Here is a 24,042-nt window from a genome sequence, read left to right on the forward strand (position 1 = left end):
CCACGGTCGCGACACTGACGTCGCTCCTACGGGCAGTCCGGCAACGGCCGCGACAAATCGCTGCACGCCTTCGACAAGCACACCGAGATCAAGGCGACCTGGATCAATCTGGCGGATTGATACGGCCAAAAACATGTTTCCCTGTGGGAGCGACGTGAGTCGCGATGCTTTTGTTCCGCATACGAGAGACTTTGCGGATCGCTGCGAGTTTTCGCGACTCACGTCGCTCCCACAGGACGTTCATCGGGACCACGGTCGCGACTGACGTCGCTCCTACCGATCCGTATCGTCGGGGGTGAACGGGCGATTCGTGCGCGGGGCATCGGGCAGTTGCCGATCCAGCGATTGCCGGTAGCGGATGCAGCCGCGCAGGAACTGCGGCCAGTCGGGGACGTCCGGTTGCGGATCGCTTTTCTCAGGCAGCAGGCCCCACAGCGCCGGATGGTGCCAGCACAGGTCGTGGCCGGTGCTGTCGCGGTGCTCGCGGATGCCGGCGCGCAGGCGGCGTACTTCGGCGATCAGTTCGTCGCGCGAAAGGGTGTCCAGGTCCTCATCCATGGTCGGGCTCCTGCATGAAGGGGAACGCGACGAGGATCGCATGAATGCGGGGAAGGGATGTTGCTGGCCCGGTGGGATGGCGCCAGGAGCAAGCGCTTCACAACCGCCGAATGGCGGGTCATTCCCCCGTCGCCTGCCTCGCAGACGCCTGCCCCCTTTTTGCAAAGGGGGCAAAAGCGGCAAAGGGGACCGGGGAGGATTTGCCTTTTGCGCCAGAGGCAAGCCGATCGAACCGCAGATCCTCCCCCTTTGTAAAAGGGGGATTGAGGGGGATTTGCCTTTGCGCCCCACCCGGATCTGCCAGAATCGGACCGTCACCCCCTTCCACGCCTCCATGACCGCCACCGCCGTCGCCGATCCCGCCTTGCCGGGTAACTCGCCCCGCCGCGTCCTGTTTGCCAGCCTCATCGGCACCACCATCGAGTTCTTCGATTTCTACATCTACGCCACCGCGGCGGTCCTGGTGTTCCCGAAACTGTTCTTCCCCGAGGGCGACGCCGGGGCGGCGACGCTGCAATCGCTGGCGACCTTCGCACTGGCGTTCTTCGCACGACCGGTCGGTTCGGCGATATTCGGCCACTACGGGGACCGGATCGGCCGCAAGGCGACGCTGGTGGCCGCGCTGCTGACGATGGGCCTGTCTACCGTCGCCATCGGACTGCTGCCGACCTACGCAAGCATCGGCATCTTCGCGCCGCTGCTATTGGCGCTGTGCCGGTTCGGCCAGGGCCTGGGGCTGGGCGGCGAATGGGGCGGCGCGGTGCTGCTGGCCACCGAGAACGCGCCGCCGGGCAAGCGCGCCTGGTACGGCATGTTCCCGCAACTGGGCGCGCCGATTGGCTTCCTGTGCTCGACCGGCATCTTCCTGCTGCTGACCGAATTGATGACCGACGCGCAGTTCCTCGCCTGGGGCTGGCGCATCCCGTTCCTGGCCAGCGCGGCGCTGGTGATCGTCGGCCTGTGGGTACGCCTGCGCATCACCGAGACACCGGATTTCCAGAAGACCCTGGACCGCGACGAGCGCGTGCGCCTGCCGATGATCACCGTGTTGAAGCAGCATCCACGCGCGCTGTTGGCCGGTACCTTCGCGGCGATGGCGACCTTCGTGCTGTTCTACCTGATGACCGTGTTCGCGCTGAGCTGGGGCACCTCGCGGTTGGGCTACTCGCGCGAGCAGTTCCTGTTGCTGCAGATGGTCGGCGTGCTGTTCTTCGCCATCGGCATTCCGGTGGCCGCACTGTATGCGGACCGACGCGGACGGCGGCGGGCGATGATCCTCGCCAGCGTCGCGATTTTCGCGTTCGGGCTGGCGTTCGCGCCGCTGTTCTCCTCCGGCAGTGCCGGCGGCGTACTGCTGTTCCTGGCCCTGGGCCTGGGCATCATGGGCCTGACCTACGGCCCGTGCGGCACCATCCTGGCGGAGATGTTTCCCACCGAGGTGCGCTATACCGGCGCGTCGCTGGCCTTCAACCTGGCCGGTATCTTCGGCGCGTCGCTGGCGCCCTACGTGGCGACCAAGCTGGCCGAACAGTTCGGCCTGGCCTACGTGGGGTATTACCTGTGTGGTGCCGCGGTGCTCACCCTGCTGGCGCTTTGGCTGATGCCGCGTTCTCGTTGAGGGGCGTGGCTTGGCCGGGCATGGCGCAGCGGAGCGAGGCCAGCGTGTAGCGCCGAGCTTGCTCGGCGGAATGCGTCCGAATGTGTTGGTGGCGCAGCGGAGCGAAGCCGGCGTGTAGCGCCGAGCTTGCTCGGCGGGCTGCGTCCGAAGCCGCTGGCCGGTCAGCGGAGCAAGCGCCGCCTCACCGGAACAGCCGCTTGAGGGTACGGCCCAGCCAGCCACCTTCCTGGTGCTCGCGGGCGAACAGGTTGAGGTGGTGCTTCACCGCGTCGGCATAGTCCTTGTCGTCGCTGCGGATGTGGTTGTACAGCCAGCGGGCGAGCATGGAACGCAGCTCGTCCCCGATGTCGTCGCCGGCTTCGAAGCGCATCCGGTATTCGCCCACGCGTTTGGCGAACAATTGGTGCACGCGCTTGTGCGCGGCCGAGAACGGATAGCCGGCCTCCTCCATCAGCTCCTCCTCGAAGGCGAAGTGGGAGAGGGTGTAGTCGACCAGTTCCTCGATCACCTCGGCCACCGCGATCCGCTCCATCGAACGGTTGGCGATGTGCAGGCGGTTGATCATCTCGACGATGCGGCGGTGCTGGGCGTCGATCACGTCCACGCCGGTGTTGAGGTCGTCCTGCCAGACGAGTAGGGCCATGTCGGTACTTCCCGCACGCCGGGGTGTGCGTGCCTGGAAATACTCTAGGAAGGACCCGTCCACCGGGCATTGATTCCGATCAAACCGGCGGGAAATCCCTACCAGAGCGCATCGCGCAGCTTGTACCAGGCCATCGCCGCCACCAGCATCGGCGTGCGCAGCAGGCGGCCGCCGGGGAACGGGCGGTGCGGGATACGGGCGAAGGCGTCCAGGCGCTCGGCCTGGCCACGGATGGCGTCGGCGATGACCTTGCCCGCCAGGCCGGTGGACGCCACCCCGTGGCCGCTGAATCCCTGGGCGAAATAGACATTGGGCGCCAGCCGGCCCCAGTGCGGGGCGCGGTTGAGCGAGATGTCGACGTAGCCGCCCCAGACGTACTCGATGTCGACATCGGCCAATTGCGGGAAGACCCGCCGCATCCGTCGCGCCATGGTCCCGCGCAGGTTGGGCGGGGGCAGGGTGGAATAGCTGGCGCGGCCGCCGAACAGCAGGCGGTGATCGCGGCTCAGGCGGAAATAGTCCAGCGCCCAGTTCACGTCCGCCACCGCCATGTCGTTGCGGATCAGGGCGCGGGCGCGTGCCTCGCCCAGCGGCGCGGTGGCGCCGATGTAGGTGCCGACCGGCATGATCCGCGATTCCAGTTCCGGCGCGACGCCGCGCAGCCAGGCATTGCCGGCCAGCACGGCGAACTCGCAGCGGACCCGCCCGGCGTCGGTATGCAGTATCGGCGCGGCGCCACGTTCCAGCCGGACGACCCGCGAATGCTCGAAGATGCGCACGCCCGCCGCCAGCGCCGCGCGGGCCAGCCCGAAGGCGTATTCGAGCGGATGCAGATGGCCGCTGAGCGGATCGTAGATGGCGCCGAGATAGCGATCGCTGGCCAGTTGCGCGCGCAGTTGTTCGCGGTCCCACCATTCCATCGGGTAGTCATAGTGCTCGGCCATGTGCGCCTGCCAGCGCTTCAGCGCCTGTTCCTGGCGCGGTTTGATGGGCACGCTGGCGTGCCCGTCGCGCCAGTCGCAGGCGATGGCGTGGCGATGGATGCGATCCCGCATCAGCGCCATGCCCTCGCGCGAAAAATCGAACAGGCGGCGCGCGTCGGCGCGCCCGACCAGTCGTTCCAGGGTGTCCTGCTCGCAACCATAGCCGACGATCGCCTGGCCGCCGTTGCGGCCACTGGCGCCCCAGCCGATCCGCTCGGCTTCCAGCACGATCACGCGATAACCGGCCTCGGCCAGCTCCAGCGCCGCCGACAGGCCGGTATAGCCCGCGCCGAGGATGCACACGTCGGCCTGCAGTTCGCCCTCCAGCCGCGGCTGCGGCGGCAGCGGCGCGGCGCTGGCCGCGTACCAGGACGGCGGATAGGCGGCGATGTCGCGCCGGCTCATACCGACCGCAGGTACCAGTCGTACTCCAGGTCGGTGACCTGGGTATTGAAGCTGCGCATCTCCTTGAGCTTCTGCTGGCCGTAGATGTGCCGGAACGACGTACCGAACCATTCGGCGACGAACCCGCTGGCGAGGAAGTCGTCGATGGTGTCGCGCCAGAACGGGGTCAGGTTCTCGGTCTGCTCGTAGGCGTTGCCGATGATCGGCGGGCCGGGGTCGAAGCCGTTCTCGATGCCGTGCAGCATCCCCGCCAGTACCGCGGCGGTGACCAGGTAGACGTTGGCGTCGGCGCCGGCGATGCGATGTTCGACCCGTGTGTTGGCCTCGCCGCCGTGCGGGATGCGCATGGCGACGGTGCGGTTGTTGTAGCCCCAGCAGGTATTGAGCGGCACGAATGCGTTGAGCACGAAGCGCCGGTAGCTGTTGGCGTTGGGGGCGAACAGCAGCAGGCAGTCGGCGGCGCTGCGCTGCAGGCCGCCGATGGCATGCCGCAGTGCGTCGGCCGGCTGTCCGACCGGCGAGGCGAACACGTTGCGGCCCTCGCCATCCAGCACGCTGACGTGGATGTGCATGCCGCTGCCGGCCTGGTCGACCAGCGGCTTGGCCATGAAGCTGGCCAGCGCGCCCTGCTGCTGGGCGATCGCCTTGATCGCGCGCTTCAGGTAGATGGCGTCGTCGCAGGCCAGCAACGCGTCGTCGCGGTGCTTGAGGTTGATCTCGAACTGGCCCGGTGCGTATTCGGCGACGGCGGTGTCGGCGGGAATGCGCTGGGCGCGGCAGGCGGCGGCGACCGCGTCGGTGAAGCCGCGGTAATCGTTGAGGTCTTCCATGTAGTAGACCTGCGTGCTGCGGTTGGGCGCGCCGGTGGCCGGATTGCGCGACGCCACCGGACGGCCGTCGGCGTCCGGGCGCTGTTCGAACAGGTAGAACTCCAGTTCCACCGCCACCACCGGCGTGAGCCCGCGCGCGGCGTAACGCGCCAGCACGCGCCGCAGCACCTCGCGCGGATTGGCCTCGAACAGGCCGCCGGCCGCGTCCTCCATCGCCAGCAGCAGTTGCGCCATCGGCCGCGGTGCCCATGGCACGGATCGCAGCGAACCCGGCACCGGCCGGCAGATGCGATCCTCGTCGCCGATGTCGTAGCCCAGTCCGGTCTCCTCCACCGTGTTGCCGGTGATGTCGGTGGCGATCAGCGACATCGGCAGGCACACCCCGTCGGCGTAGACCTTGTCCAGCGCGTCGCGGGTGATGCGCTTGCCGCGCAGCAGGCCGTTCATGTCGGGCAGGATGAGGTCGATCAGTTCGCAGCCGTCGATGCCGCGCAGGGTGGCGGCGTCGTCTTCGGGAAGGCCCGGGACGGTAGTCGATTCGGGGTGGGAAGGGAGGTTCATGCAGGCGCTCCGGAAGGCCGGAGGCAGCTTAGCAGAGGAGATGTGTTGTCAAGAATACTCAACGACACTCGCGGCCTCGTACCCCGAAAACGCCCGAAACCGGTGCTGCTGCGCACCATTACGGGGCGCACGGGCGCTGATTCGCCCCCTGTGTTGTAAAAATAAAACGGCCGGGCTAAGGTGGCTCCAAGCCATCCCGAGCCCCCTGCATGACCAGCCAGCCGCTGGTCGGCCTGCCGACCGATCACAAACAAATCGGCGCGCATCCCTTCCTCGCGGTCGGGGAGAAGTACATCCGCGCGGTGGTCGACGGCGCCGGCGCGATGCCGGTGCTGCTGCCCACCCTGGACCCGGCGTTGCCGCTGCGCGAGTTCCTGCGCGGCGTCGACGGCATCCTGCTGACGGGCTCGGTCAGCAACATCGAACCGCATCACTACAGCGACGAATCCAGCTACGAAGGCAACCTGCTGGATCCGCGCCGCGACGCCACCAACCTGGCGTTGATTCCGCTGGCGATGGACATGGGCGTGCCGCTGCTGGCGATCTGCCGCGGCTTCCAGGAAGTCAACGTCGCCCTGGGCGGCAGCCTGTACCAGAAGGTGCACGAGCAACCGGGCTTCATGGATCACCGTGAACGCCCGGACGATCCGCTCGACGTCCAGTACGGCCCCGCGCACGACGTCGCGCTGGCGCCGGACGGCCTGCTGGCGCACTGGGCCGGCGTGGAACGGGTGAAGGTCAATTCGCTGCATGGACAGGGCGTGCGCCGGCTCGGCCGTGATCTGATCGTGGAAGCCACCGCGCCGGACGGGCTGATCGAAGCCTTCCGCCACGCCGGCCCGGGTTTCCTGCTCGGCGTGCAGTGGCATCCGGAATGGCGGGTCGCCGAAAACCCGTTCTACCTGTCGATCTTCCAGGCGTTCGGAGCCGCCTGCCGGGAGCGCGCCGAACGGCGCGCGCGGGAACGCCCGCCGCCCCGCGCGGCGTGAAGCGATTGCGTCCTTCCCGTTCCCCTCTCCGAACCGTATTCCCATGAGCCAGAAAAAGAACTCCCGAAAACAGACCACGCCGCAGCAGGCCGAAGAGAGCGCGCTGCGGCGCTGGCTGAAGGAACGCCGCATCACCGAGGTCGAATGCCTGGTGCCGGACATCACCGGCAACGCGCGCGGCAAGATCATTCCCGCCGACAAGTTCTCGCACGACTACGGCACCCGCCTGCCGGAAGGCATTTTCGCCACCACTGTCACCGGTGATTATCCGGACGACTATTACGAACTGACCTCGCCGTCGGACTCGGACATGATGCTGCGCCCGGATCCGGACACGGTGCGGATGGTGCCGTGGGCGGCCGATCCCACCGCGCAGATCATCCACGACTGTTACACCAAGGCCGGACAGCCGCACGAACTGGCGCCGCGCAACGTGCTGCGGCGGGTGCTGGCCGAGTACGAAAAGGCCGGCCTGCGACCGGTGGTCGCGCCGGAGCTTGAATTCTTCCTGGTGCAGAAGAACACCGACCCGGATTTCCCGCTGCTGCCGCCGGCCGGCCGCTCCGGGCGCCCGGAGACCGCGCGCCAGTCGTACTCGATCGATGCGGTCAACGAGTTCGATCCGATCCTCGACCTGATGTACGACTATTGCGAGGCGATGGAACTGGACGTGGACACGCTGATCCACGAATCCGGCGCGGCCCAGTTGGAAGTCAATTTCACCCACGCCGGGGCGATGGCGCTGGCCGACCAGGTGTTCCTGTTCAAGCGCACCATGCGCGAGGCGGCGATGCGGCACGGCGTCTACGCCACCTTCCTGGCCAAGCCGATGGAGAACGAGCCCGGCAGCGCGATGCACATCCACCAGAGCGTGGTGGACGCGAAGAAGGGCCACAACGTGTTCACCGGCAAGGATCCGGGCAAGTTCAGTCCGGTGTTCGGGCACTACCTGGCCGGCCTGCAGAAGTACGTGCCGATGGCGATGGCGTTCTTCGCGCCCAACGTCAATTCCTACCGCCGGCTGATGTTCGGCGAGGTCTCGCCCAGCAACGTGCAGTGGGGCTACGACAACCGTACCTGCGGCCTGCGCGTGCCGATGGACACTCCGGAGAACATGCGGGTGGAAAGCCGCTTCGCCGGTTCCGATGCCAATCCCTACCTGGCGATGGCCGCGACCCTGGCCTGCGGCCTGCTGGGCATCCGCGAGAAGCTCAAGCCGACCGCGCCGACCGCCGGCAGCGCCAAGGAAATCGGCTACGACCTGCCGCGTTCGCTGGGCGAGGCGCTGGACGGGCTGGAGGCGTGCAAGCCGCTGCAGGAGATGCTGGGGCCGCGGTTCGTGCGGGCGTATGTGTCGGTGAAGCGCAAGGAGTACGAGACCTTCTTCCGCGTGATCAGTTCGTGGGAGCGGGAATTCCTGTTGTTGAACGTCTGAGTGTTCATGGTGCGAGATTTTTTGGGTTGCCGTAGAACGCATGTCCGGGCGCTGGCGCGGCGGAGCGCCCGTTCGCTTGCGGCGCACGCGCTGCCGCGGGCGTCACTTTTCTTTGCTTGTGCAAAGAAAAGTAACCAAAAGAAACACACCCCTGGCGGCGTGCCCTTCGCTTCGCGAAGGGTTCGCAATCGTTCCGGGAATTTTCGGAAGGGGCATCCTGCCCCTGCCGAAAACGGCGCACGTCCTGTGCGCCGCCCTGCGGGTTTGACCCGGCCCGCTTGCCACGCCTTAACGGGGGCCCGGGAAGCAAAAGCAGGAGCAACGACAACAGCGGTGGCGTTCACGCATTCGCCCGCCTTTGCTTGTGCTCCTGCCTTTGCTCCGGGGGCCCCTTCCGCAGCGGTGGCGACGGTGGGTAAACCCGAAGGGCGCCGCGCACGACGCGCGGCGTTTTGGGCAGGCACAGGGATGTGCCTTCCCAAAATTCCCGCCGGCGACACGGACCCCGACGGCGTAGCCGTTGGGGCGCGAAGGCCGGGGTGTGCTTTCTTTGGTTACTTTCTTTGCACAAGCAAAGAAAGTGACGCCCCGCGGCGAGCGCGCCATGACGAATCGTCGGTAGCAATCCTGCGCGGCAGCGCCCGCTCACCATCCGCATGCGCCTGAGCGCAGATCCCACAAGAACACCGTCCCGGAGTCCCCATGGAACACCTCGACATCCGCACCCTCCAGAAACTCGACGCCGAACACCACCTGCACCCCTTCAACGACAACGCCGCCCTGGCCAAGAAAGGCACCCGCATCCTTACCCGCGGCGAGGGCTGTTATGTATGGGACGCCGAAGGCAACCAACTGCTCGATGCCTTCGCCGGCCTGTGGTGCGTCAACATCGGTTATGGGCGCAAGGAGCTGGGCGAGGTCGCGTCGAAACAGATGACGCAACTGGCGTACTACAACAGTTTCTTCCAGTGCACCACCGAGCCGACCATCGAACTGGCGGCCAAGCTGGCCGAACTGGCGCCTGGCGACATCAACCATTCCTTCTTCGTCAATTCCGGTTCCGAGGCCAACGACACCATCCTGAGGCTGGTGCGGCACTTCTGGGCGGTGCAGGACCAGCCGCGCAAGAACATCTTCATCGGTCGCCACGACGGCTACCACGGCACCACCATGGCCGGTGCCAGCCTGGGCGGCATGAAGGGCATGCACAAGCAGGGCGGGCTGCCGATTCCGGACATCCACCACATCGATCCGCCGTTCTGGTTCGCCGACGGCGGCGAGCTGTCCGAGGACGAGTACGGTCGGGTCGCGGCGCGCCGGCTGGAAGACAAGATCCTGGAGCTGGGGCCGGAACGGGTCGCCGCCTTCATCGGCGAACCGATCATGGGCGCCATCGGGGTGTACATCCCGCCGCGCACCTACTGGCCGGAAATCGAACGCATCTGCCGCAAGTACGACGTGCTGCTGATCGCCGACGAGGTCATCTGCGGCTTCGGCCGCACCGGCGAATGGTTCGGCTCGCAATACTTCGGTTTCCAGCCGGACATCATGCCGGTGGCCAAGGGCATCACCTCCGGCTACATCCCGCTGGGCGCGGCGATGTTCAACGACCGCGTGGCGAACGTGCTCAAGGCGCAGGGCGGCGAGCTGGCGCATGGCGCCACCTATTCCGGCCATCCGGTGTGCGCGGCGGTGGCGCTGGAGAACATCCGCATCCTGCAGGAAGAAAAGATCGTCGAACGGGCCAAGAACGAGATCGCGCCTTACCTGGCGCAGCGCTGGGCCGAGGTGGGCGAACACCGGCTGGTCGGGCAGGCACGCATCGCCGGCCTGGTCGGGGCGCTGGAACTGGTGCCGGACAAGGGCAGGCGCGGGTTCTTCCCGGATCGCGGTTCGGTCGGGGTGATGTGCCGCGACTTCGCCCTCAAGCGCGGCCTGATCCTGCGCGCCACCTGGGATGCGATGTTGCTGTCGCCGCCGCTGGTGATCACCCGCGATCAGGTCGACGAACTGTTCGACAAGGCCTGGAAGGCGTTGGACGACACCGCCCAGGCGCTGGGCCGCTGACGGTGGGAACGCCGGCCCGTCAACGGGTTCCCAGGCGGGTGGCGGGGCGTATCATGTCCGCCATCACCTTTCTTCCAGGAGAAGCCCCATGAAGTTCCGAGCATTGACGATTGCGCTGGCCGCGGCCGGTGCCCTGGCGGCCTGTGGCGGCGGCGGGGACGGGGAAAAGAAGGCGGCCAAGGCGGCCGACGAGAAGGTCGTCAACGTCTACAACTGGTCGGACTACATCGCCGAGGACACCATCCCGAACTTCGAGAAGCAGACCGGGATCAAGGTTACCTATGACGTGTTCGACAGCGACGAGATGGTCGAGACCAAGCTGCTGGCCGGTTCCAGCGGCTACGACGTGGTGGTGCCCTCGCTGAGCTTCCTCGGCCGGCAGATCCAGGCCGGCGTGTTCCTGCCGCTGGACAAGTCGAAGATCCCGAACCTGAAGAACGTCGATCCCAAGTTGCTGGAGCGCATCGCCCTGCAGGATCCGGGCAACCAGTACGCGGTGCCGTACCTGTGGGGCACCAGCGGCATCGGCTACAACGAGGACAAGGTCAAGGCCGCGTTCGGCAACACCGACGTCACCGGCAGCTGGGACCTGGTGTTCAAGCCGGAGAACCTGTCCAAGCTCAAGGACTGCGGCGTGACCGTGCTGGATACCCCGTCCGAGCTGATCCCGATCGCACTGAACTACCTGGGCGAGGATCCGCACAGCTTCGATCCCAAGGTCATCGACAAGGCCGCGGCGCTGCTGAAGGGCATCCGTCCCTACATCCGCAACTTCCATTCCTCGTCCTACATCAACGACCTGGCCAACGGCGACGTGTGCCTGGTGGTGGGCTGGTCGGGCGACGTCATCCAGGCACGCGATCGCGCCGACGAGGCGCAGAACGGCGTGCACATCGGTTACTCGATTCCGAAGGAAGGCGCGCCGCAGTGGTTCGACATGATGGCCATTCCCAAGGATGCCAAGCACGTGGACAACGCCTATGCCTTCATCAACAACATGCTGGACCCGAAGGTGGCGGCGGCCAACACCAATTTCGTGACCTATCCGAACGCGGTGCCGGCGTCCAAGCCGATGATCGAGCCGTCGATCGCCAACGATCCGACCATCTATCCGCCGGCCGAGGTCGACGCCAAGCTGTTCACCTTCGCGGTGCTGCCGCCGGAAGTGGACCGCCAGTACACCCGGATCTGGACGGAACTGAAGACGGGCAAGTAAGCCGGAGCAGGGCCGCCTCGCGCGGCCCTGGTCTTTGGGGGGGATTGCCGGGGCCTCGGTCCCGGGCACGAACAGGGCATTCCCCGGAATGCCCGCAGTCAAACCGCAAGAACGCACCACTCATCACTGCCATGCCTGGCGCAACTCTGGAGAGAGCTTGATGAAACTGCGAATCCTGGCCACCGCTGTCCTCCTCTGTACCACCCTGGCCGCCTGCGGCGGCAAGCCCGATGCCGACAAGGGGGCGGCCGGCACCGCCAAGGCCGAAGGGGCCAAGGAAGTGAACGTCTACAACTGGTCGGACTACATCGCCGAGGACACCATCCCGAATTTCGAGAAACAGAGCGGGATCAAGGTCACCTACGACGTGTTCGACAGCAACGAGGTGGTCGAGACCAAGCTGCTGGCCGGCTCCAGCGGCTACGACATCGTGGTGCCGACCCTGAATTTCCTCGGCCGGCAGATCCAGGCGGGCGTGTTCATGCCGCTGGACAAGAGCAGGATTCCCAACTACGCCAACCTCGACCCGGAGCTGATGAAGCGCATCGAGCGGCAGGATCCCGGCAACCAGTACGCCATTCCGTACATGTGGGGCACCACCGGCATCGGCTACAACATCGACAAGGTCAAGGCGGCGTTCGGCAACACCGACATCGCCAACAGCCTGGATATCGTGTTCAAGCCGGAGAACGTGTCCAAGCTCAAGGACTGCGGCGTGACCCTGCTGGACACCCCGTCGGAAATCATCCCGATGGCGCTGAACTACCTGGGCGAGGATCCCAACAGCTTCGATCCCAAGGTCATCGACAAGGCCGCCGCGCTGCTGAAGTCGGTGCGCCCCTACATCACCAACTTCCACTCCTCGCAGTACATCGACGCGATGGCCAACGGCGACACCTGCCTGGTGGTGGGCTGGTCCGGCGACATCATCCAGGCGCGCGATCGCGCCGAGGAAGCCGGCAACGGCATCAAGATCGCCTATGCCATCCCGAAGGAAGGCGCGCCGCAGTGGTTCGACATGCTGGCCATCCCCAAGGACGCCAAGCACGTGGACAACGCCTACGCCTTCATCAACTACCTGCTGGATCCGCAGGTGATGGCCAACAATTCCAACTTCATCCATTACCCCAACGCCATTCCCAAGGCCAAGGCGCTGATGGACAAGGCGATCGTCGAGGATCCGACCGTGTATCCGCCACCGGAAGTGGAAGCCAAGCTGTTCACCTTCGCGGTGCTCCCGCCGGAAGTGGATCGCCAGTACACCCGGATCTGGACGGAACTGAAGACCGGCAAGTAACCCATGCGAAGGGGCGGGCGACGACGCCCGCCCCGGAGCGTTTCCATTTTCAAGAAAATACCGGCGCCGCATGCACGGCGCGGTACAGGGGAACCCGATGGCGGCTGACAACCCACCTCCCGGCAACGGCAAGGACACCGCGACCGCCAAGGCCGGTGTCGATGCCTACCTGCGCATCGTCGACGTGCGCAAGGAATTCGACGGCTTCGTCGCCGTGGACGACACCAACCTGACCATCCGCAAGGGCGAGATCTTCGCCCTGCTGGGCGGTTCCGGCAGCGGCAAGTCCACGTTGCTGCGCTGCCTGGCCGGGTTCGAGAAGCCCACGGCCGGCAAGATCTACCTGGACGGGCAACTGCTCAACGACCTGCCGCCCTACGAGCGGCCGCTCAACATGATGTTCCAGTCCTACGCGCTGTTCCCGCACATGACCGTGGAACAGAACATCGCCTTCGGCCTGAAGCAGGACGGCCTGTCCAGGGAGGCCATCAAGAAGCGGGTCGAGGAAATGCTGGCGCTGGTGCAGCTGGGCAAGCTGGCCAGGCGCAAACCGCACCAGCTCTCCGGCGGCCAGCAACAGCGCGTGGCGCTGGCGCGGTCGCTGGCCAAGGGGCCGAAGCTGCTGCTGCTGGACGAGCCGATGGGCGCGCTGGACAAGAAGCTGCGCTCGCAGATGCAACTGGAACTGGTCAACATCATCGAGAAATCCGGGGTGACCTGCGTGATGGTCACCCACGACCAGGAAGAGGCCATGACCATGGCCACCCGCATCGCCCTGATGGATCAGGGCTGGATCCGCCAGGTCGGCACGCCGGACGAAATCTACGAGCAACCGACCAGCCGCTTCGCCGCCGAGTTCATCGGCTCGGTCAACCTGATCGATGGCGTGGTGGAGGAGGACGAGTCCGACTACGTCACCATCCGCAGCCCGCAACTGCCGGTGCCGGTCTACGTGGGCCATGGCATCTCCGGCTTCGAGGGCCAGGAAGTCTCGTTCGCCGTTCGCCCGGAGAAGCTGGGCATCGGCAAGGCGGAACCGGCGCAGGAGTACAACAAGGCCAAGGGCGTGATCGAGGACATCGCCTACTTCGGCAGCCATTCGGTCTATCACGTGCGCCTGCCGGGCGGCTACAAGTTCATGGCCAACTTCGCCAACGTGCAGCGCTGGGCCAGCGAAGGCCTGACCTGGAACGACGAGGTCTGGGTGTGGTGGGGCGACAACGACGGGGTGGTGCTGACCTCATGAAACTCCGCGACCTGATCAAGAAAGCCACGCCGGGCCCGCGCTGGGCGGTGATCTCGGTCCCTTACCTGTGGCTGTTGCTGTTCTTCGCCATTCCCTTCCTGATCGTCCTGAAGATTTCGTTCTCGCGGCTGGCCATCGCCATGCCGCCGTACACGCCGATCCTGGAATACGTGGACGAGGCGCTCTCGCTCAAGCTCAACCTGGGCAACTACGCGGCGCTGTTCACCGATTCCCAGTACATCCAGGCCTACCTGAGCTCGATCCAGATCGCGGCCATCTCGACCTTCTTCGCGCTGCTGATCGGCTATCCCATCGCCTACGTGATCGCGCGCCTGCCGCCCTCCAGCCGCAACATCGCGATGATGCTGGTGGTGCTGCCGTCCTGGACCTCGTTCCTGATCCGCATCTACGCCTGGATCGGCATCCTCAAGAACAACGGCCTGCTCAACAACCTGCTGATGAAGCTGGGCATCATCAGCGAACCCTTGCAGATCCTGTACACGCCGATGGCCGCCTACATCGGCATCGTCTACGCCTACCTGCCGTTCATGGTGCTGCCGCTTTACACCAACCTGGTCAAGCACGACCAGCGCCTGCTGGAAGCGGCCTACGATCTGGGCGCCAAGCCGTGGAAGGCGTTCTTCACCATCACCCTGCCGCTGTCGCGCGCCGGCATCATCGCCGGCTGCATGCTGGTGATGATTCCGGCGGTGGGCGAATTCGTCATCCCCGAACTGCTGGGCGGTCCGGACACGCTGATGATCGGCCGGGTGCTGTGGAACGAGTTCTTCAACAACCGTGACTGGCCGGCGGCCTCGGCGGTGGCGATCGTCATGCTGATCCTGCTGATGATCCCGATCCTGATCTTCAACCGGGTGCAGCAGCGCGAGCTGGAAGGGAGGCTGACATGAGCCGCCTGCGCCAACGCAGCCTGACCTGGCTGGTGCTGGGTTTCGGTTTCGCCTTCCTGTACCTGCCGATCCTGATCCTGATGGTGTACTCGTTCAACGAGTCGCGCCTGGCTACGGTCTGGTCGGGATTTTCAGTGAAGTGGTACGGCGAGCTGTTCCGCGATCAACAGATGCTGCAGGCGGCCTGGATCAGCCTGAAGATCGCGTTCTGGACCGCGACCGCGGCGATGGTGCTGGGCACGCTGGCGGCGCTGGTGATGACCCGGATGCGGCGCTTCCCCGGCAAGACCCTGTTCGGCGCGCTGATCACCGCGCCGCTGGTGATGCCGGAAGTGATCATCGGCCTGTCGATCCTGCTGATGCTGGTCTCGATGGGCGAACTGCTGGGCCTGCCGTCCAAGGGCGTCATCGCGATCTGGATCGCCCACGTCACCCTGACCGTCTCCTTCGTCACCGTGGTGATCTCCTCGCGTCTGTCCGAACTGGACAAGTCGCTGGAGGAGGCGGCGATGGACCTGGGCGCGAACCGGCTCAAGGTGTTCTTCCTGATCACCCTGCCGATCATCGCGCCGGCGCTGGTGTCGGGCTGGTTGCTGGCATTCACCCTGTCGCTGGACGACGTGGTGATCGCCAGCTTCGTCGCCGGCCCCAGTTCGACCACCCTGCCGATGAAGGTGTTCTCCTCCGTGCGCCTGGGCCTGAGTCCCAAAATCAACGCGCTGGCGACGCTGATGATCGCGATCGTCTCGCTCGCGGCGTTGGCCGGCTGGTGGCTGATGTACCGCGAGGAGAAGCGCCGCCAGCGCGACATGCAACTGGCGTTGCAGGAAAACGGCTGACCGGGCCCACCCGGCGCTAACGCGGCGGGCGCCAGAATGGGCGCCTGCCCGAGAACCCAGAGATCGTCATGAAGGTAGACATCGTCAATCCCGCGACCGGCCAGGTCGACCGTTCCCAACCGCTGATGGACGCCGCCGCGGTCGAGGCCGTGCTGGCGGCCTCGCAGCCGGCCTTCCGTGCCTGGTCGGCGCGTCCGCTGGCCGAGCGTGGCGAACTGCTGCGCCGGGTCGGCTCGGAACTGCGCCGCCGTCGCGACGACATCCAGCGGGTGATGACCGCCGAAATGGGCAAGCTGCGCAAGGAGGCCCTGGCCGAAATCGACAAGTGCGCCGGCGCCTGCGACTACTACGCCAACCATGCGGCCGATTACCTGAGGGACGAGCCGATCAACACCGATGGCAGCCGCAGTTACGTGCGCTACGAACCGATTGGCTGCGTGTTCGCGGTGATGCCGTGGAACTTCCCGATCTGGCAGGTGTTCCGGTTCCTGGCGCCGGTGCTGATGGCGGGCAATGTCGCCGTGCTCAAGCACGCCAGCAATGTGCCGGGCTGCGCCGACGTCATCGCCGACGCGCTGCATGGCGCGGGCGTTCCGGCCGGCGTGTTCGGCGTGCTGCATATCGACAACGACCAGGCCGCCGAGGTCATCCGGGATCCGCGCGTCGCCGCGGTGACCCTGACCGGCAGCGAGCGCGCGGGCCGCTCGGTGGCGGGAAACGCCGGCCAGCAGCTCAAGAAGTGCGTGATGGAGCTGGGCGGCAGCGATGCTTTCGTGGTGCTGGAGGACGCGGACCTGGACAAGACCGTGGCCGGCGCGATTGCGTCCCGCTTCGGCAATGCGGGGCAGACCTGCATCGCCGCCAAGCGCTTCATCGTGGTCGAGGCGATCGCCGATCGCTTCGTGCAGCGCTTCAGCGAAGCGGCGGCGAAACTGCGCCTGGGCGACCCGCAGGACGACGCGACCACGCTGGCGCCGATGGCGCGCCAGGATCTGCGCGACGAACTGCATCGCCAGGTGCAGGCGAGCATCGCCAAGGGTGCGAAGGCCCTGCTGGGTTGCGAGCCGGATGCCTCGCACGCCGGTTACCCCGCTTCGATCCTGGATGGAGTGAAGCCCGGCATGCCGGCCTACGAGGAAGAACTGTTCGGTCCGGTCGCCAGCATCCTGCGGGTGCGCGACGAGGCCGAAGCGGTGCGGGTCGCCAACGACACCACGTTCGGCCTGGGCGGCAGCGTCTGGACCGGCAATGCCGATCGCGGCGATCGGGTGGCGCGCCAGTTGCAGGTCGGCGCGGCCTTCGTCAACGCGATCGTGCGCAGCGACGTGCGCCTGCCGTTCGGCGGCACCAAGCGTTCGGGCTTCGGGCGTGAACTGGCCGAGCACGGCATCCACGAGTTCATGAACATCAAGTCCGTCTACGTGGCCTGACGCCGCGAATGGTAGGCGCGGCCCCGGCCGCGAGCTCTTTCTCATCGTGCCAGGCGGACGAACCGCGTGTGCGGGCATTCCGCCGAAAGCTCGCGGCCGGAGGCCGCTCCTACCGGGTGGGTCGGCTCCTTGAGGGCTACCGGGTCCATGGCTGGAACAGATGGTTACGGGTGCCGGCATTCCGAAACCGGTGCCGCGCTGCCATCTTTCCGGCATTGCCCAGGAGGTCACCATGCACACCCCCGTCGATATCCATCCCGCCCGCGTCCTGCGCAAGGTGCGCGGTCGCGCCACCTCCGATGGCGCCGGCGTCAAGCTGACCCGCGTCATCGGCGGCCCGGACCTGCCGGATCTGGATCCGTTCCTGCTGCTGGACGAGTTCGGCACCGATCGCGCCGAGGACTACCTCGCCGGTTTCCCGGAACATCCGCATCGCGGCTTCGAGACCGTCACCTACATGCTCGACGGGCGCATGCGCCATCGCGACAACCACGGCAACGAGGGCCTGCTGACGCCGGGTTCGGTGCAGTGGATGACCGCCGGCCGCGGCCTGGTGCATTCGGAAATGCCCGAGCAGGAATCCGGGCGCATGCGCGGTTTCCAACTGTGGGTGAACCTGCCGGCGCGCGAGAAGATGACCGCGCCGAAGTACCAGGAATTCGCGCCGGAACGCATTCCGACCGCCTCGCCCGGACCGGGCGTGGGCATCAAGGTGATCGCCGGCCGGGTCGGCGACGTGGAAGGTCCGATCTCGCAACCGGCCACCGATCCGGTCTATCTCGACATCGCGCTCGACGCCGGCAAGGCATGGGACTACGTGCTGCCCGAAGGCCACAACGCGTTCGTGTATGCGTTCGAGGGCGCGCTGACGGTGGGCGAGGGCGAGGATGCGCGCGCACTGGAAACCCATGAGATGGGCGTGCTCGGCGGTGGCAGTGGACTGAGCCTGCGCGCCGGCAACCAGCCGGCCCGCGCCATCCTGGTGGCCGGGCGCCCGCTGCGCGAACCGGTGGTGCGGCATGGCCCCTTCGTGATGAACAGCAAGCAGGAAATCATGCAAGCCTTCGTCGACTTCCAGGAAGGGCGGTTCTGATCGCATCCCGAGATGCCGGCCTGTGGGAGCGACGTAAGTCGCGAACCGTTTCCGGCATCGAGTTCCGAAAGAAGGGAGCCTTACTTCCCGCCATCCCGCGGCTGATGGTCATCGCGACTTACGTCGCTCCCACAGGGAAGAGATGAACGGAGAAAAAAAGCCGGGCAATGCCCGGCTTTTTTTGCAACGGATGCGGCGAAGTCAGTCCTTGCCAATCGCCTTGTAGATCACGCCGCCGAGCAGGCCACCGAGGATCGGCGCCAGCCAGAACAGCCACAACTGGCTGATCGCGGTCGGGCCGGCGAACAGCGCCACGCCGGTGGAGCGGGCCGGATTCACCGAGGTGTTGGTGACCGGGATGCTGATCAGGTGGATCAGGGTCAGGGCCAGGCCGATCGCGATGGGCGCGAAACCCGCCGGGGCGCGGCCGTGGGTGGAACCCATGATGACGATCAGGAAGAACGCGGTCAGCACCACTTCGGTCAGGAACGCCGCCGCCACCGAATAGCCGCCCGGCGACATCGCGCCATAGCCGTTGCTGGCGAACGCGCCGGCTGCATTCGGATCAATCGCGAAGCCGCTGGCGCCGCCGGCGATCTGGAGCAGGATGAATCCGGCCGCGATGCCGCCCAGCACCTGGGCGACGAGATAGGGCACCAGCTCCTTGATCGAAAAGCGGCCACCGGCCCACAGGCCGAAACTCACCGCCGGATTGAAATGGCCGCCGGAGATGTGGCCGAACGCGTAGGCGCCGGTCAGCACGGTCAGGCCGAAGGCCAGCGCCACGCCGAGGAATCCGATGCCGAGTGGATTGGCGTCACCGCCGAACTTGGCCGCCAGCACGGCGCTTCCGCAACCGCCCAGCACCAGCCAGAAAGTACCCAGGAACTCCGCCGCGAGTTTCTTTCCAAGACTCATCTGTAATCCCCCAAGGAATGGATGGAACCGTCGTCCGACGGGCCGCACGCGCACGAGGATCGCGCGGGTGCGGCACCAGTATGCCTTGGGTAACTCAAAAAAGTGTGACAGCTATCACTCTTGATTAATGATCGGGCAAGGGAATGAACTCGGTCTCGCCGGGCACCTGGCCGAATTTTCCTTCGCGCCAATCCTCCTTGGCCTGTTCGATCCGCTCCTTCGAACTGGAGACGAAGTTCCACCAGATGTGCCGATGCGCGTCGAGCGGTTCGCCGCCAAGCAGCAGCGCCTTCACCGGTGTCTTCGCGCGCAGCACCGGCCGGGTGCCGGGATCCAGCACCACCAGGTGCTTGTCGGGAATGTCGGCGCCGTCGAGCTGCGCGTCGCCCTCCAGCAAGTACAGCGCACGCTCGGCATGACCGCCATCGATGGCGTGCTCGGCGTCGGGCTCCAGATCCAGTGCCACGTTGAAGGTGTCGGCGAACACCCGCACCGGCGATTCCTCGCCATAGGCGCGGCCGGCGATCACCCGCAGCCAGGTGCCGTCATGGCGTCGCTGCGGCAGGGTGTCGGCCTTGTGGTGGTGGAATTCGGGCGCGACCTCCTCGTAAGCCTTCGGCAGCGCGACCCAGGTCTGCATGCCGTGCAGCGGATGCGGATGCGCGCGCACGTCGGAAGGCGTGCGCTCGGAATGGGCGATGCCGCGGCCGGCGGTCATCCAGTTGACGTCGCCGGGCAGGATGACCTGCTCCGAACCCAGCGTGTCCTTGTGATTGATCGCGCCGCTCCACAGGAAGGTCACCGTGGCCAGACCGATGTGCGGGTGCGGGCGCACGTCCACGCCGCGGCCCTCGTCGAAGGTCGCCGGACCCATGTGGTCCACGAACACGAACGGGCCGACGCTGCGCGCCTGCAGGCTGGGCACCGCGCGACGGACCTGGAATCCGCCCAGATCGTGGGTGCGGGGGGGAATGATGAGGGTCATGGCGTCCTCCGTGGGTGGCTGCGCGCAGGATGGCACAGCGTCATGACGCGCGCAGGGCCGGCGGCGGCAACGGATTGTTTCCGCGATGGATGCATCGCCCCGCATCCATCCCCGTCGCCCGACCTGGAGGGGTAGGAGCGGCCTCCGGCCGCGAGCTCTTCGTTCGCCATGAGAGGGGGACGAACGGCATGAACGTGTCCCCCGCGAATTCAGCGGAAAAGCTCGCGGCCGGAGGCCGCTCCTATCCACCTGGCTATCGCGAGGCGGGCGCGAGCGGGACGTCGCCGCGCCGCGACGCCAGCCGGTCGGCCAGGCGCGTGGGTTCCGGCAGGCGGTAGCCACGCAGGCAGTGCAGGGTCCAGTCGAGCGCACCGGCCATCGAGACGCGGTGGCCGGGCGAGACGATCAGCGGCAGGCAACGCGGCTTGCTGCGCAGCGCCCAGCCGATCTGTTCGCCGCCATCGAGCAGGGGGGTGTGGTCGCCGCCGCGATCGCCGGGCGGATCGAAGCGGCCGCACAGCGGTTTCTTCGCCACTCCGATGCTGGGCAGGCCGGTCGCCACGCCGAAATGCGCGGCGATGCCGAGCCGGCGCGGGTGGGCGATGCCCTGGCCGTCGATCATCACCAGATCCGGAGCCTGCCGCAGCATCGCCAGCGCCGCGACCAACGCCGGCAGTTCGCGGAAACTGAGCAGGCCCGGCACGTAGGGCATCGAGGTCGGTACGCGCGCGACATGGGTTTCGATCGGCTGCAGATCGCGCGCATCGAGCAGCACCACCGCCGCGCGCGTGGTTGCGCCGCCATCCTCGAAACCGACATCGAAACCCGCCAGGTGACGCGGTGGATCAAAGTCGTCGCGCAGGCGGACCTGGCGGGCGAGTTCCTTCTGCAGCAGGCGGGCGTGGCGGGCGCTGCCGTCCCACGCGCCGAACACGTTGGTCGCGTCGTTCATCGATGCAGGGTAACCGATGCCGCCTGTGCGCTCCGTGCAGGCGGCGCGCGCGGTCAGTAGCGCGCGATCTCGACCCGCACGCGGCCATCCGCGCCGACGTGGATGCGGGTCAGGCGGTCGTACTCGGTGTCCGGCATCGGCGCGGCCGGCTGGCCGGAGAGGGCGGTCACCAGATCCGGCACGGTATTGCTGTGGCCGACGATCAGCACCGTGCCGTGATCGTGATCGCGACGCCAGCGGGCGGCGCTTTCGGCGGCGGGGCCGCGCGAAAAGTAGGCGTTGACGGGAATATGCCGGCGATCCGCGGTGGGCTGGGCGGTCTGGCGGGTACGTTTGAACTCGGTCGCGTAGACCGCGACCACGGGCGCGTCGGCCAGGACCTCGGCCAGCCGCTGCGCGCGGCGCAGGCCAATCTCCGACAGTTGCGGATCCTCCGGATCGTCGGTGGCCTTCTCGGCATGCCGGACCACCACGAAGGTGGTGCCGTCGGAAGACGGCGTGCTGGCGCAGCCGGACAGGGCCAACGCGGCCGCCGCGAGCAGAAGGCACAGGAAGCGGTTCAGCGGGATCGTCATGGAGAACTCCGGCGAAGACGCACGCAGCATATCGCAGGCGTCCTGGCGGGCGGTCCTGAGGTGGCGGCAGCGAACCGGCGAGGCCGGCCGCCGGGGAGGCGCCAACACATCCGTCAGGACACACCCGGTAGAATCGATGCATGTCACCGAGGAGCCCATGATGGCACGCAAGCTTCGCCTGCTGGGCCTGATCCTGCTGACGCTGGTCATCGCCAGCCTGGTGTCGCTCTACAGCTACGGCCGGTTCGCCGCGCGCGTGCACGGACCGGCGACGCAGGCCCTGCCGATCGCCGCCAACGCCACCACGCTGGATCGCGCCATCGCGCCGCTGACCGAAGCGCATCCGGATCGGAGCGGGCTTGGCCTGGTGTCGGACAACCTCGATGCCTTCGCGATCCGCGCGCTGACCGCGCAGGCGGCGGGGCGCAGCCTGGATCTGCAGTACTACATCTGGCACGACGACCTCACCGGACAACTGCTCGATCGCGAACTGCTGCGCGCCGCCGACCGCGGCGTGCGCGTGCGCCTGCTGCTGGACGACATGAACGCGCATGGCCGCGATTCGCTGCTGGTGGCGCTGGACCAGCATCCCAACATCGAAGTGCGGATGTTCAATCCGTCGCGCAACCGGGCCGGCTTCCTGGGACGCGGCATGGAAATGCTGCTGCGCGGTGTCAGCCTCAACCGGCGCATGCACAACAAGGCGTGGATCGCCGATGGGCGGATTGCGGTGGTGGGGGGACGCAATATCGGCGACGAGTATTTCGACGCGGCCACCGATACCAATTTCCTGGACCTGGACGCGGCCCTGCTGGGACCAGCGGTGCGGCAGACCGAAGCGATTTTCGACGCGTTCTGGAACAGCGGCTCGGTGATCCCGCTGCATGCGCTGGCGCGCGCGGACGAAAACGCGCTGGCGGAACTGCGCGCCGACGTGGACAAGGCGCAGCGATCGCGCCGCGCCGCGCCGTATCTGAAGCGGGTGGAAAACTCCCCCGGCGTGCGCGCCTTCGTCGAGGGGCAGATGCCGCTGCACTGGCCCGCGTCGACCCAGGTGCATTCCGATCCGCCGGAGAAAGGCGAGGGCAACGGCGGCGACGGCTGGCTGATCAACCGGCTGGTGCCGGCCGTCTCCGGGGCGCGCGAACGGGTCTGGCTGATCTCGCCGTACTTCGTGCCCGGCCGTGACGGCGTGACGTGGCTGGCGGGGCTGCGCCGGCGCGGCGTGGAGGTGGGCGTGCTGACCAATTCGCTGGCGGCCACCGACGTGACCGCCGTGCACAGCGGCTATGCGCCTTATCGGGTGCCGCTGCTGCGCGAGGGCGTGAAGCTGTACGAGTTGATGCCGCGCGGCGCGCAGGAGGATAACAGCCTGTTCGGGTCCAGCGGTGCCAGCCTGCACACCAAGGCGTTCGTGGTCGACGGCGCTTCCGGCTTCGTCGGTTCATTCAACCTGGATCCGCGCTCGGTCAGCCTCAATACCGAGATGGGCGTGTTCTTCGAGGACGCCGACACCGCCGCCGAACTGGCCCAGCGCTACCGTGACAAGACCTCGCCCGCGCACAGCTACCAATTGCGGCTCGCCGACGGCAAGCTGCGCTGGGACGACGGTTCGGTGACCCCGCCGCGGACCTGGGACCACGAACCCGGCGTCGGCCTGTGGCGCCGCGGCACCGTCAAGGTGCTGGAATGGCTGCCGATCGAATCGCAGTTGTAGTGCCGGCAATTCCCCAACTGTGGGAGCGACGTCAGTCGCAATGCTTTTCAGCCATGTCGCCAACGGCAATCGCGACTCACGTCGCTCCCACAAATCCGGCAGGCATCGGCCAGTGGAGTAGAGGCACCGCCAAGCCGCTGGAATGGCTGCCAATCGAATCGCAGTTGTAGCGTTGGCAATTCCCCAACTGTGGGAGCGACGTCAGTCGCGATGCTTTTCAGCCATGTCGCCAACGGCAATCGCGACTCACGTCGCTCCCACAAATCCGGCGGGCATCGGCCAGTGGAGTAGAGGCACCGCCAAGCCGCTGGAATGGCTGCCAATCGAATCGCAGTTGTAGCGTTGGCAATTCCCCAACTGTGGGAGCGACGTCAGTCGCGATGCTTTTCAGCCAGACCGCCAACGGCAATCGCGACTCACGTCGCTCCCACAAATCCGGCAGGCATCGGCCAGTGGAGTAGAGGCACCGCCAAGCCGCTGGAATGGCTGCCAATCGAATCGCAGTTGTAGCGTCGGCAATTCTCCAACTGTAGGAGCGACGTCAGTCGCGATGCTTTTCAGCCATGTCGCCAACGGCAATCGCGACTCACGTCGCTCCCACAAATCCGGCAGGCATCGGCCAGTGGAGTAGAGGCACCGCTAAGCCGCTGGAATGGCTGCCAATCGAATCGCAGTTGTAGCGTTGGCAATTCTCCAACTGTGGGAGCGACGTAAGTCGCGAATGCTTTTCAGCCATGTGGCCAACGGCAATCGCGACTCACGTCGCTCCCACAA

At 66.6% G+C, this 24,042-nt stretch carries 20 protein-coding genes; 12 read left to right on the forward strand and 8 right to left on the reverse strand.

What is annotated here, in order from left to right; all coding sequences use genetic code 11:
- Window positions 1–273: 273 nt before the first annotated feature.
- Window positions 274–558: a hypothetical protein gene (locus tag IB228_RS18085; RefSeq protein WP_192199424.1), complete on the reverse strand. Its 285-nt coding sequence runs from the start codon at window positions 556–558 to the stop codon at window positions 274–276.
- 334 nt (window positions 559–892) lie between these two features.
- Between IB228_RS18085 and IB228_RS18090 the strand changes: the two genes are divergently transcribed.
- Complete coding sequence (locus tag IB228_RS18090) at window positions 893–2,176, forward strand: MFS transporter (RefSeq protein ID WP_192199425.1); 1,284 nt, start codon at window positions 893–895, stop codon at window positions 2,174–2,176.
- Window positions 2,177–2,357: 181 nt separating this feature from the next.
- On the opposite strand, the gene IB228_RS18095 is transcribed toward IB228_RS18090, so the two are convergent.
- The 3 genes from IB228_RS18095 to IB228_RS18105 form a co-directional block, all read right to left on the reverse strand.
- Window positions 2,358–2,819, reverse strand: coding sequence for a bacteriohemerythrin (locus tag IB228_RS18095; RefSeq protein ID WP_141456210.1), 462 nt, complete (start codon window positions 2,817–2,819; stop codon window positions 2,358–2,360).
- Window positions 2,820–2,917: 98 nt separating this feature from the next.
- Window positions 2,918–4,207 (reverse strand): FAD-binding oxidoreductase, encoded by a 1,290-nt coding sequence (locus tag IB228_RS18100; protein ID WP_192199426.1) that lies wholly within the window; start codon window positions 4,205–4,207, stop codon window positions 2,918–2,920.
- Complete coding sequence (locus tag IB228_RS18105; RefSeq protein ID WP_192199427.1) at window positions 4,204–5,598, reverse strand: glutamine synthetase family protein; 1,395 nt, start codon at window positions 5,596–5,598, stop codon at window positions 4,204–4,206. The genes IB228_RS18100 and IB228_RS18105 overlap by 4 nt, the downstream gene beginning before the upstream one ends.
- A 209-nt stretch (window positions 5,599–5,807) precedes the next feature.
- Between IB228_RS18105 and IB228_RS18110 the strand changes: the two genes are divergently transcribed.
- The 10 genes from IB228_RS18110 to IB228_RS18155 all read left to right on the forward strand — a co-directional run bounded on the left by IB228_RS18110 (window position 5,808) and on the right by IB228_RS18155 (window position 18,121).
- Window positions 5,808–6,587, forward strand: coding sequence for a gamma-glutamyl-gamma-aminobutyrate hydrolase family protein (locus tag IB228_RS18110; RefSeq protein WP_183637851.1), 780 nt, complete (start codon window positions 5,808–5,810; stop codon window positions 6,585–6,587).
- A 43-nt stretch (window positions 6,588–6,630) separates the two neighbouring features.
- Complete coding sequence (locus tag IB228_RS18115) at window positions 6,631–8,022, forward strand: glutamine synthetase family protein (RefSeq protein ID WP_192199428.1); 1,392 nt, start codon at window positions 6,631–6,633, stop codon at window positions 8,020–8,022.
- A gap of 702 nt (window positions 8,023–8,724) precedes the next feature.
- The gene (locus tag IB228_RS18120; RefSeq protein WP_192199429.1) at window positions 8,725–10,089 is read left to right on the forward strand and encodes an aspartate aminotransferase family protein; all 1,365 of its coding nucleotides are present in this window, start codon (window positions 8,725–8,727) and stop codon (window positions 10,087–10,089) included.
- 88 nt (window positions 10,090–10,177) lie between these two features.
- A complete protein-coding gene (locus IB228_RS18125; protein ID WP_192199430.1) occupies window positions 10,178–11,305 on the forward strand; it encodes a polyamine ABC transporter substrate-binding protein in 1,128 nt (375 codons plus the stop codon).
- Window positions 11,306–11,465: 160 nt separating this feature from the next.
- A complete protein-coding gene (locus IB228_RS18130) occupies window positions 11,466–12,602 on the forward strand; it encodes a polyamine ABC transporter substrate-binding protein (protein ID WP_192199431.1) in 1,137 nt (378 codons plus the stop codon).
- 97 nt (window positions 12,603–12,699) lie between these two features.
- Window positions 12,700–13,848, forward strand: a complete 1,149-nt coding sequence (gene potA, locus IB228_RS18135; RefSeq protein WP_183637837.1) for a polyamine ABC transporter ATP-binding protein — start codon at window positions 12,700–12,702, stop codon at window positions 13,846–13,848.
- Complete coding sequence (locus tag IB228_RS18140) at window positions 13,845–14,759, forward strand: ABC transporter permease subunit (RefSeq protein ID WP_183637834.1); 915 nt, start codon at window positions 13,845–13,847, stop codon at window positions 14,757–14,759. The genes potA and IB228_RS18140 overlap by 4 nt, the downstream gene beginning before the upstream one ends.
- Window positions 14,756–15,598 carry an ABC transporter permease subunit gene (locus IB228_RS18145; RefSeq protein WP_183637831.1) on the forward strand — a complete coding sequence of 281 codons (843 nt, stop codon included), beginning with the start codon at window positions 14,756–14,758 and terminating at the stop codon, window positions 15,596–15,598. Before IB228_RS18140 ends, IB228_RS18145 begins: the two co-directional genes overlap by 4 nt.
- Window positions 15,599–15,666: 68 nt before the next feature.
- Window positions 15,667–17,028: an NAD-dependent succinate-semialdehyde dehydrogenase gene (locus IB228_RS18150; RefSeq protein ID WP_192199432.1), complete on the forward strand. Its 1,362-nt coding sequence runs from the start codon at window positions 15,667–15,669 to the stop codon at window positions 17,026–17,028.
- A gap of 232 nt (window positions 17,029–17,260) precedes the next feature.
- Entirely contained in the window at window positions 17,261–18,121 is an 861-nt protein-coding gene (locus IB228_RS18155; RefSeq protein ID WP_183637825.1) for a pirin family protein, read from the forward strand.
- Between the two features lie 201 nt (window positions 18,122–18,322).
- Here the strand turns inward: IB228_RS18155 and aqpZ are convergent, their stop codons facing one another.
- The 4 genes from aqpZ to IB228_RS18175 all read right to left on the reverse strand — a co-directional run bounded on the left by aqpZ (window position 18,323) and on the right by IB228_RS18175 (window position 21,551).
- Window positions 18,323–19,039, reverse strand: coding sequence for an aquaporin Z (gene aqpZ, locus IB228_RS18160; protein WP_192199433.1), 717 nt, complete (start codon window positions 19,037–19,039; stop codon window positions 18,323–18,325).
- 124 nt (window positions 19,040–19,163) lie between these two features.
- On the reverse strand, window positions 19,164–20,024 hold the full coding sequence (locus IB228_RS18165; protein ID WP_192199434.1) for a pirin family protein: 861 nt from the start codon (window positions 20,022–20,024) through the stop codon (window positions 19,164–19,166).
- A 253-nt stretch (window positions 20,025–20,277) separates the two neighbouring features.
- Window positions 20,278–20,976, reverse strand: a complete 699-nt coding sequence (nfi, locus tag IB228_RS18170; RefSeq protein ID WP_192199435.1) for a deoxyribonuclease V — start codon at window positions 20,974–20,976, stop codon at window positions 20,278–20,280.
- A 53-nt stretch (window positions 20,977–21,029) separates the two neighbouring features.
- Window positions 21,030–21,551 (reverse strand): phosphoglycerate mutase family protein, encoded by a 522-nt coding sequence (locus IB228_RS18175; RefSeq protein ID WP_192199436.1) that lies wholly within the window; start codon window positions 21,549–21,551, stop codon window positions 21,030–21,032.
- A 157-nt stretch (window positions 21,552–21,708) separates the two neighbouring features.
- Here IB228_RS18175 and IB228_RS18180 point away from each other — a divergent pair, with 157 nt between their 5' ends.
- Window positions 21,709–23,268 (forward strand): phospholipase D family protein, encoded by a 1,560-nt coding sequence (locus tag IB228_RS18180; protein ID WP_192199437.1) that lies wholly within the window; start codon window positions 21,709–21,711, stop codon window positions 23,266–23,268.
- The last annotated feature ends 774 nt before the right edge of the window (window positions 23,269–24,042 follow it).

It is taken from the genome of Pseudoxanthomonas sp. PXM04, assembly GCF_014851695.1.
Taxonomy (GTDB): Bacteria; Pseudomonadota; Gammaproteobacteria; order Xanthomonadales; family Xanthomonadaceae; genus Pseudoxanthomonas_A; species Pseudoxanthomonas_A beigongshangi.

Excerpts from the sequence above, each read along its gene's own strand:
- IB228_RS18085 (WP_192199424.1), bottom strand. The coding sequence starts at position 558 with ATGGATGAGGACCTGGACACCCTTTCGCGCGACGAACTGATCGCCGAA.
- IB228_RS18090 (WP_192199425.1), top strand. The coding sequence starts at position 893 with ATGACCGCCACCGCCGTCGCCGATCCCGCCTTGCCGGGTAACTCGCCC.
- IB228_RS18095 (WP_141456210.1), bottom strand. The coding sequence starts at position 2,819 with ATGGCCCTACTCGTCTGGCAGGACGACCTCAACACCGGCGTGGACGTG.
- IB228_RS18100 (WP_192199426.1), bottom strand. The coding sequence starts at position 4,207 with ATGAGCCGGCGCGACATCGCCGCCTATCCGCCGTCCTGGTACGCGGCC.
- IB228_RS18105 (WP_192199427.1), bottom strand. The coding sequence starts at position 5,598 with ATGAACCTCCCTTCCCACCCCGAATCGACTACCGTCCCGGGCCTTCCC.
- IB228_RS18110 (WP_183637851.1), top strand. The coding sequence starts at position 5,808 with ATGACCAGCCAGCCGCTGGTCGGCCTGCCGACCGATCACAAACAAATC.
- IB228_RS18115 (WP_192199428.1), top strand. The coding sequence starts at position 6,631 with ATGAGCCAGAAAAAGAACTCCCGAAAACAGACCACGCCGCAGCAGGCC.
- IB228_RS18120 (WP_192199429.1), top strand. The coding sequence starts at position 8,725 with ATGGAACACCTCGACATCCGCACCCTCCAGAAACTCGACGCCGAACAC.
- IB228_RS18125 (WP_192199430.1), top strand. The coding sequence starts at position 10,178 with ATGAAGTTCCGAGCATTGACGATTGCGCTGGCCGCGGCCGGTGCCCTG.
- IB228_RS18130 (WP_192199431.1), top strand. The coding sequence starts at position 11,466 with ATGAAACTGCGAATCCTGGCCACCGCTGTCCTCCTCTGTACCACCCTG.
- potA (WP_183637837.1), top strand. The coding sequence starts at position 12,700 with ATGGCGGCTGACAACCCACCTCCCGGCAACGGCAAGGACACCGCGACC.
- IB228_RS18140 (WP_183637834.1), top strand. The coding sequence starts at position 13,845 with ATGAAACTCCGCGACCTGATCAAGAAAGCCACGCCGGGCCCGCGCTGG.
- IB228_RS18145 (WP_183637831.1), top strand. The coding sequence starts at position 14,756 with ATGAGCCGCCTGCGCCAACGCAGCCTGACCTGGCTGGTGCTGGGTTTC.
- IB228_RS18150 (WP_192199432.1), top strand. The coding sequence starts at position 15,667 with ATGAAGGTAGACATCGTCAATCCCGCGACCGGCCAGGTCGACCGTTCC.
- IB228_RS18155 (WP_183637825.1), top strand. The coding sequence starts at position 17,261 with ATGCACACCCCCGTCGATATCCATCCCGCCCGCGTCCTGCGCAAGGTG.
- aqpZ (WP_192199433.1), bottom strand. The coding sequence starts at position 19,039 with ATGAGTCTTGGAAAGAAACTCGCGGCGGAGTTCCTGGGTACTTTCTGG.
- IB228_RS18165 (WP_192199434.1), bottom strand. The coding sequence starts at position 20,024 with ATGACCCTCATCATTCCCCCCCGCACCCACGATCTGGGCGGATTCCAG.
- nfi (WP_192199435.1), bottom strand. The coding sequence starts at position 20,976 with ATGAACGACGCGACCAACGTGTTCGGCGCGTGGGACGGCAGCGCCCGC.
- IB228_RS18175 (WP_192199436.1), bottom strand. The coding sequence starts at position 21,551 with ATGACGATCCCGCTGAACCGCTTCCTGTGCCTTCTGCTCGCGGCGGCC.
- IB228_RS18180 (WP_192199437.1), top strand. The coding sequence starts at position 21,709 with ATGATGGCACGCAAGCTTCGCCTGCTGGGCCTGATCCTGCTGACGCTG.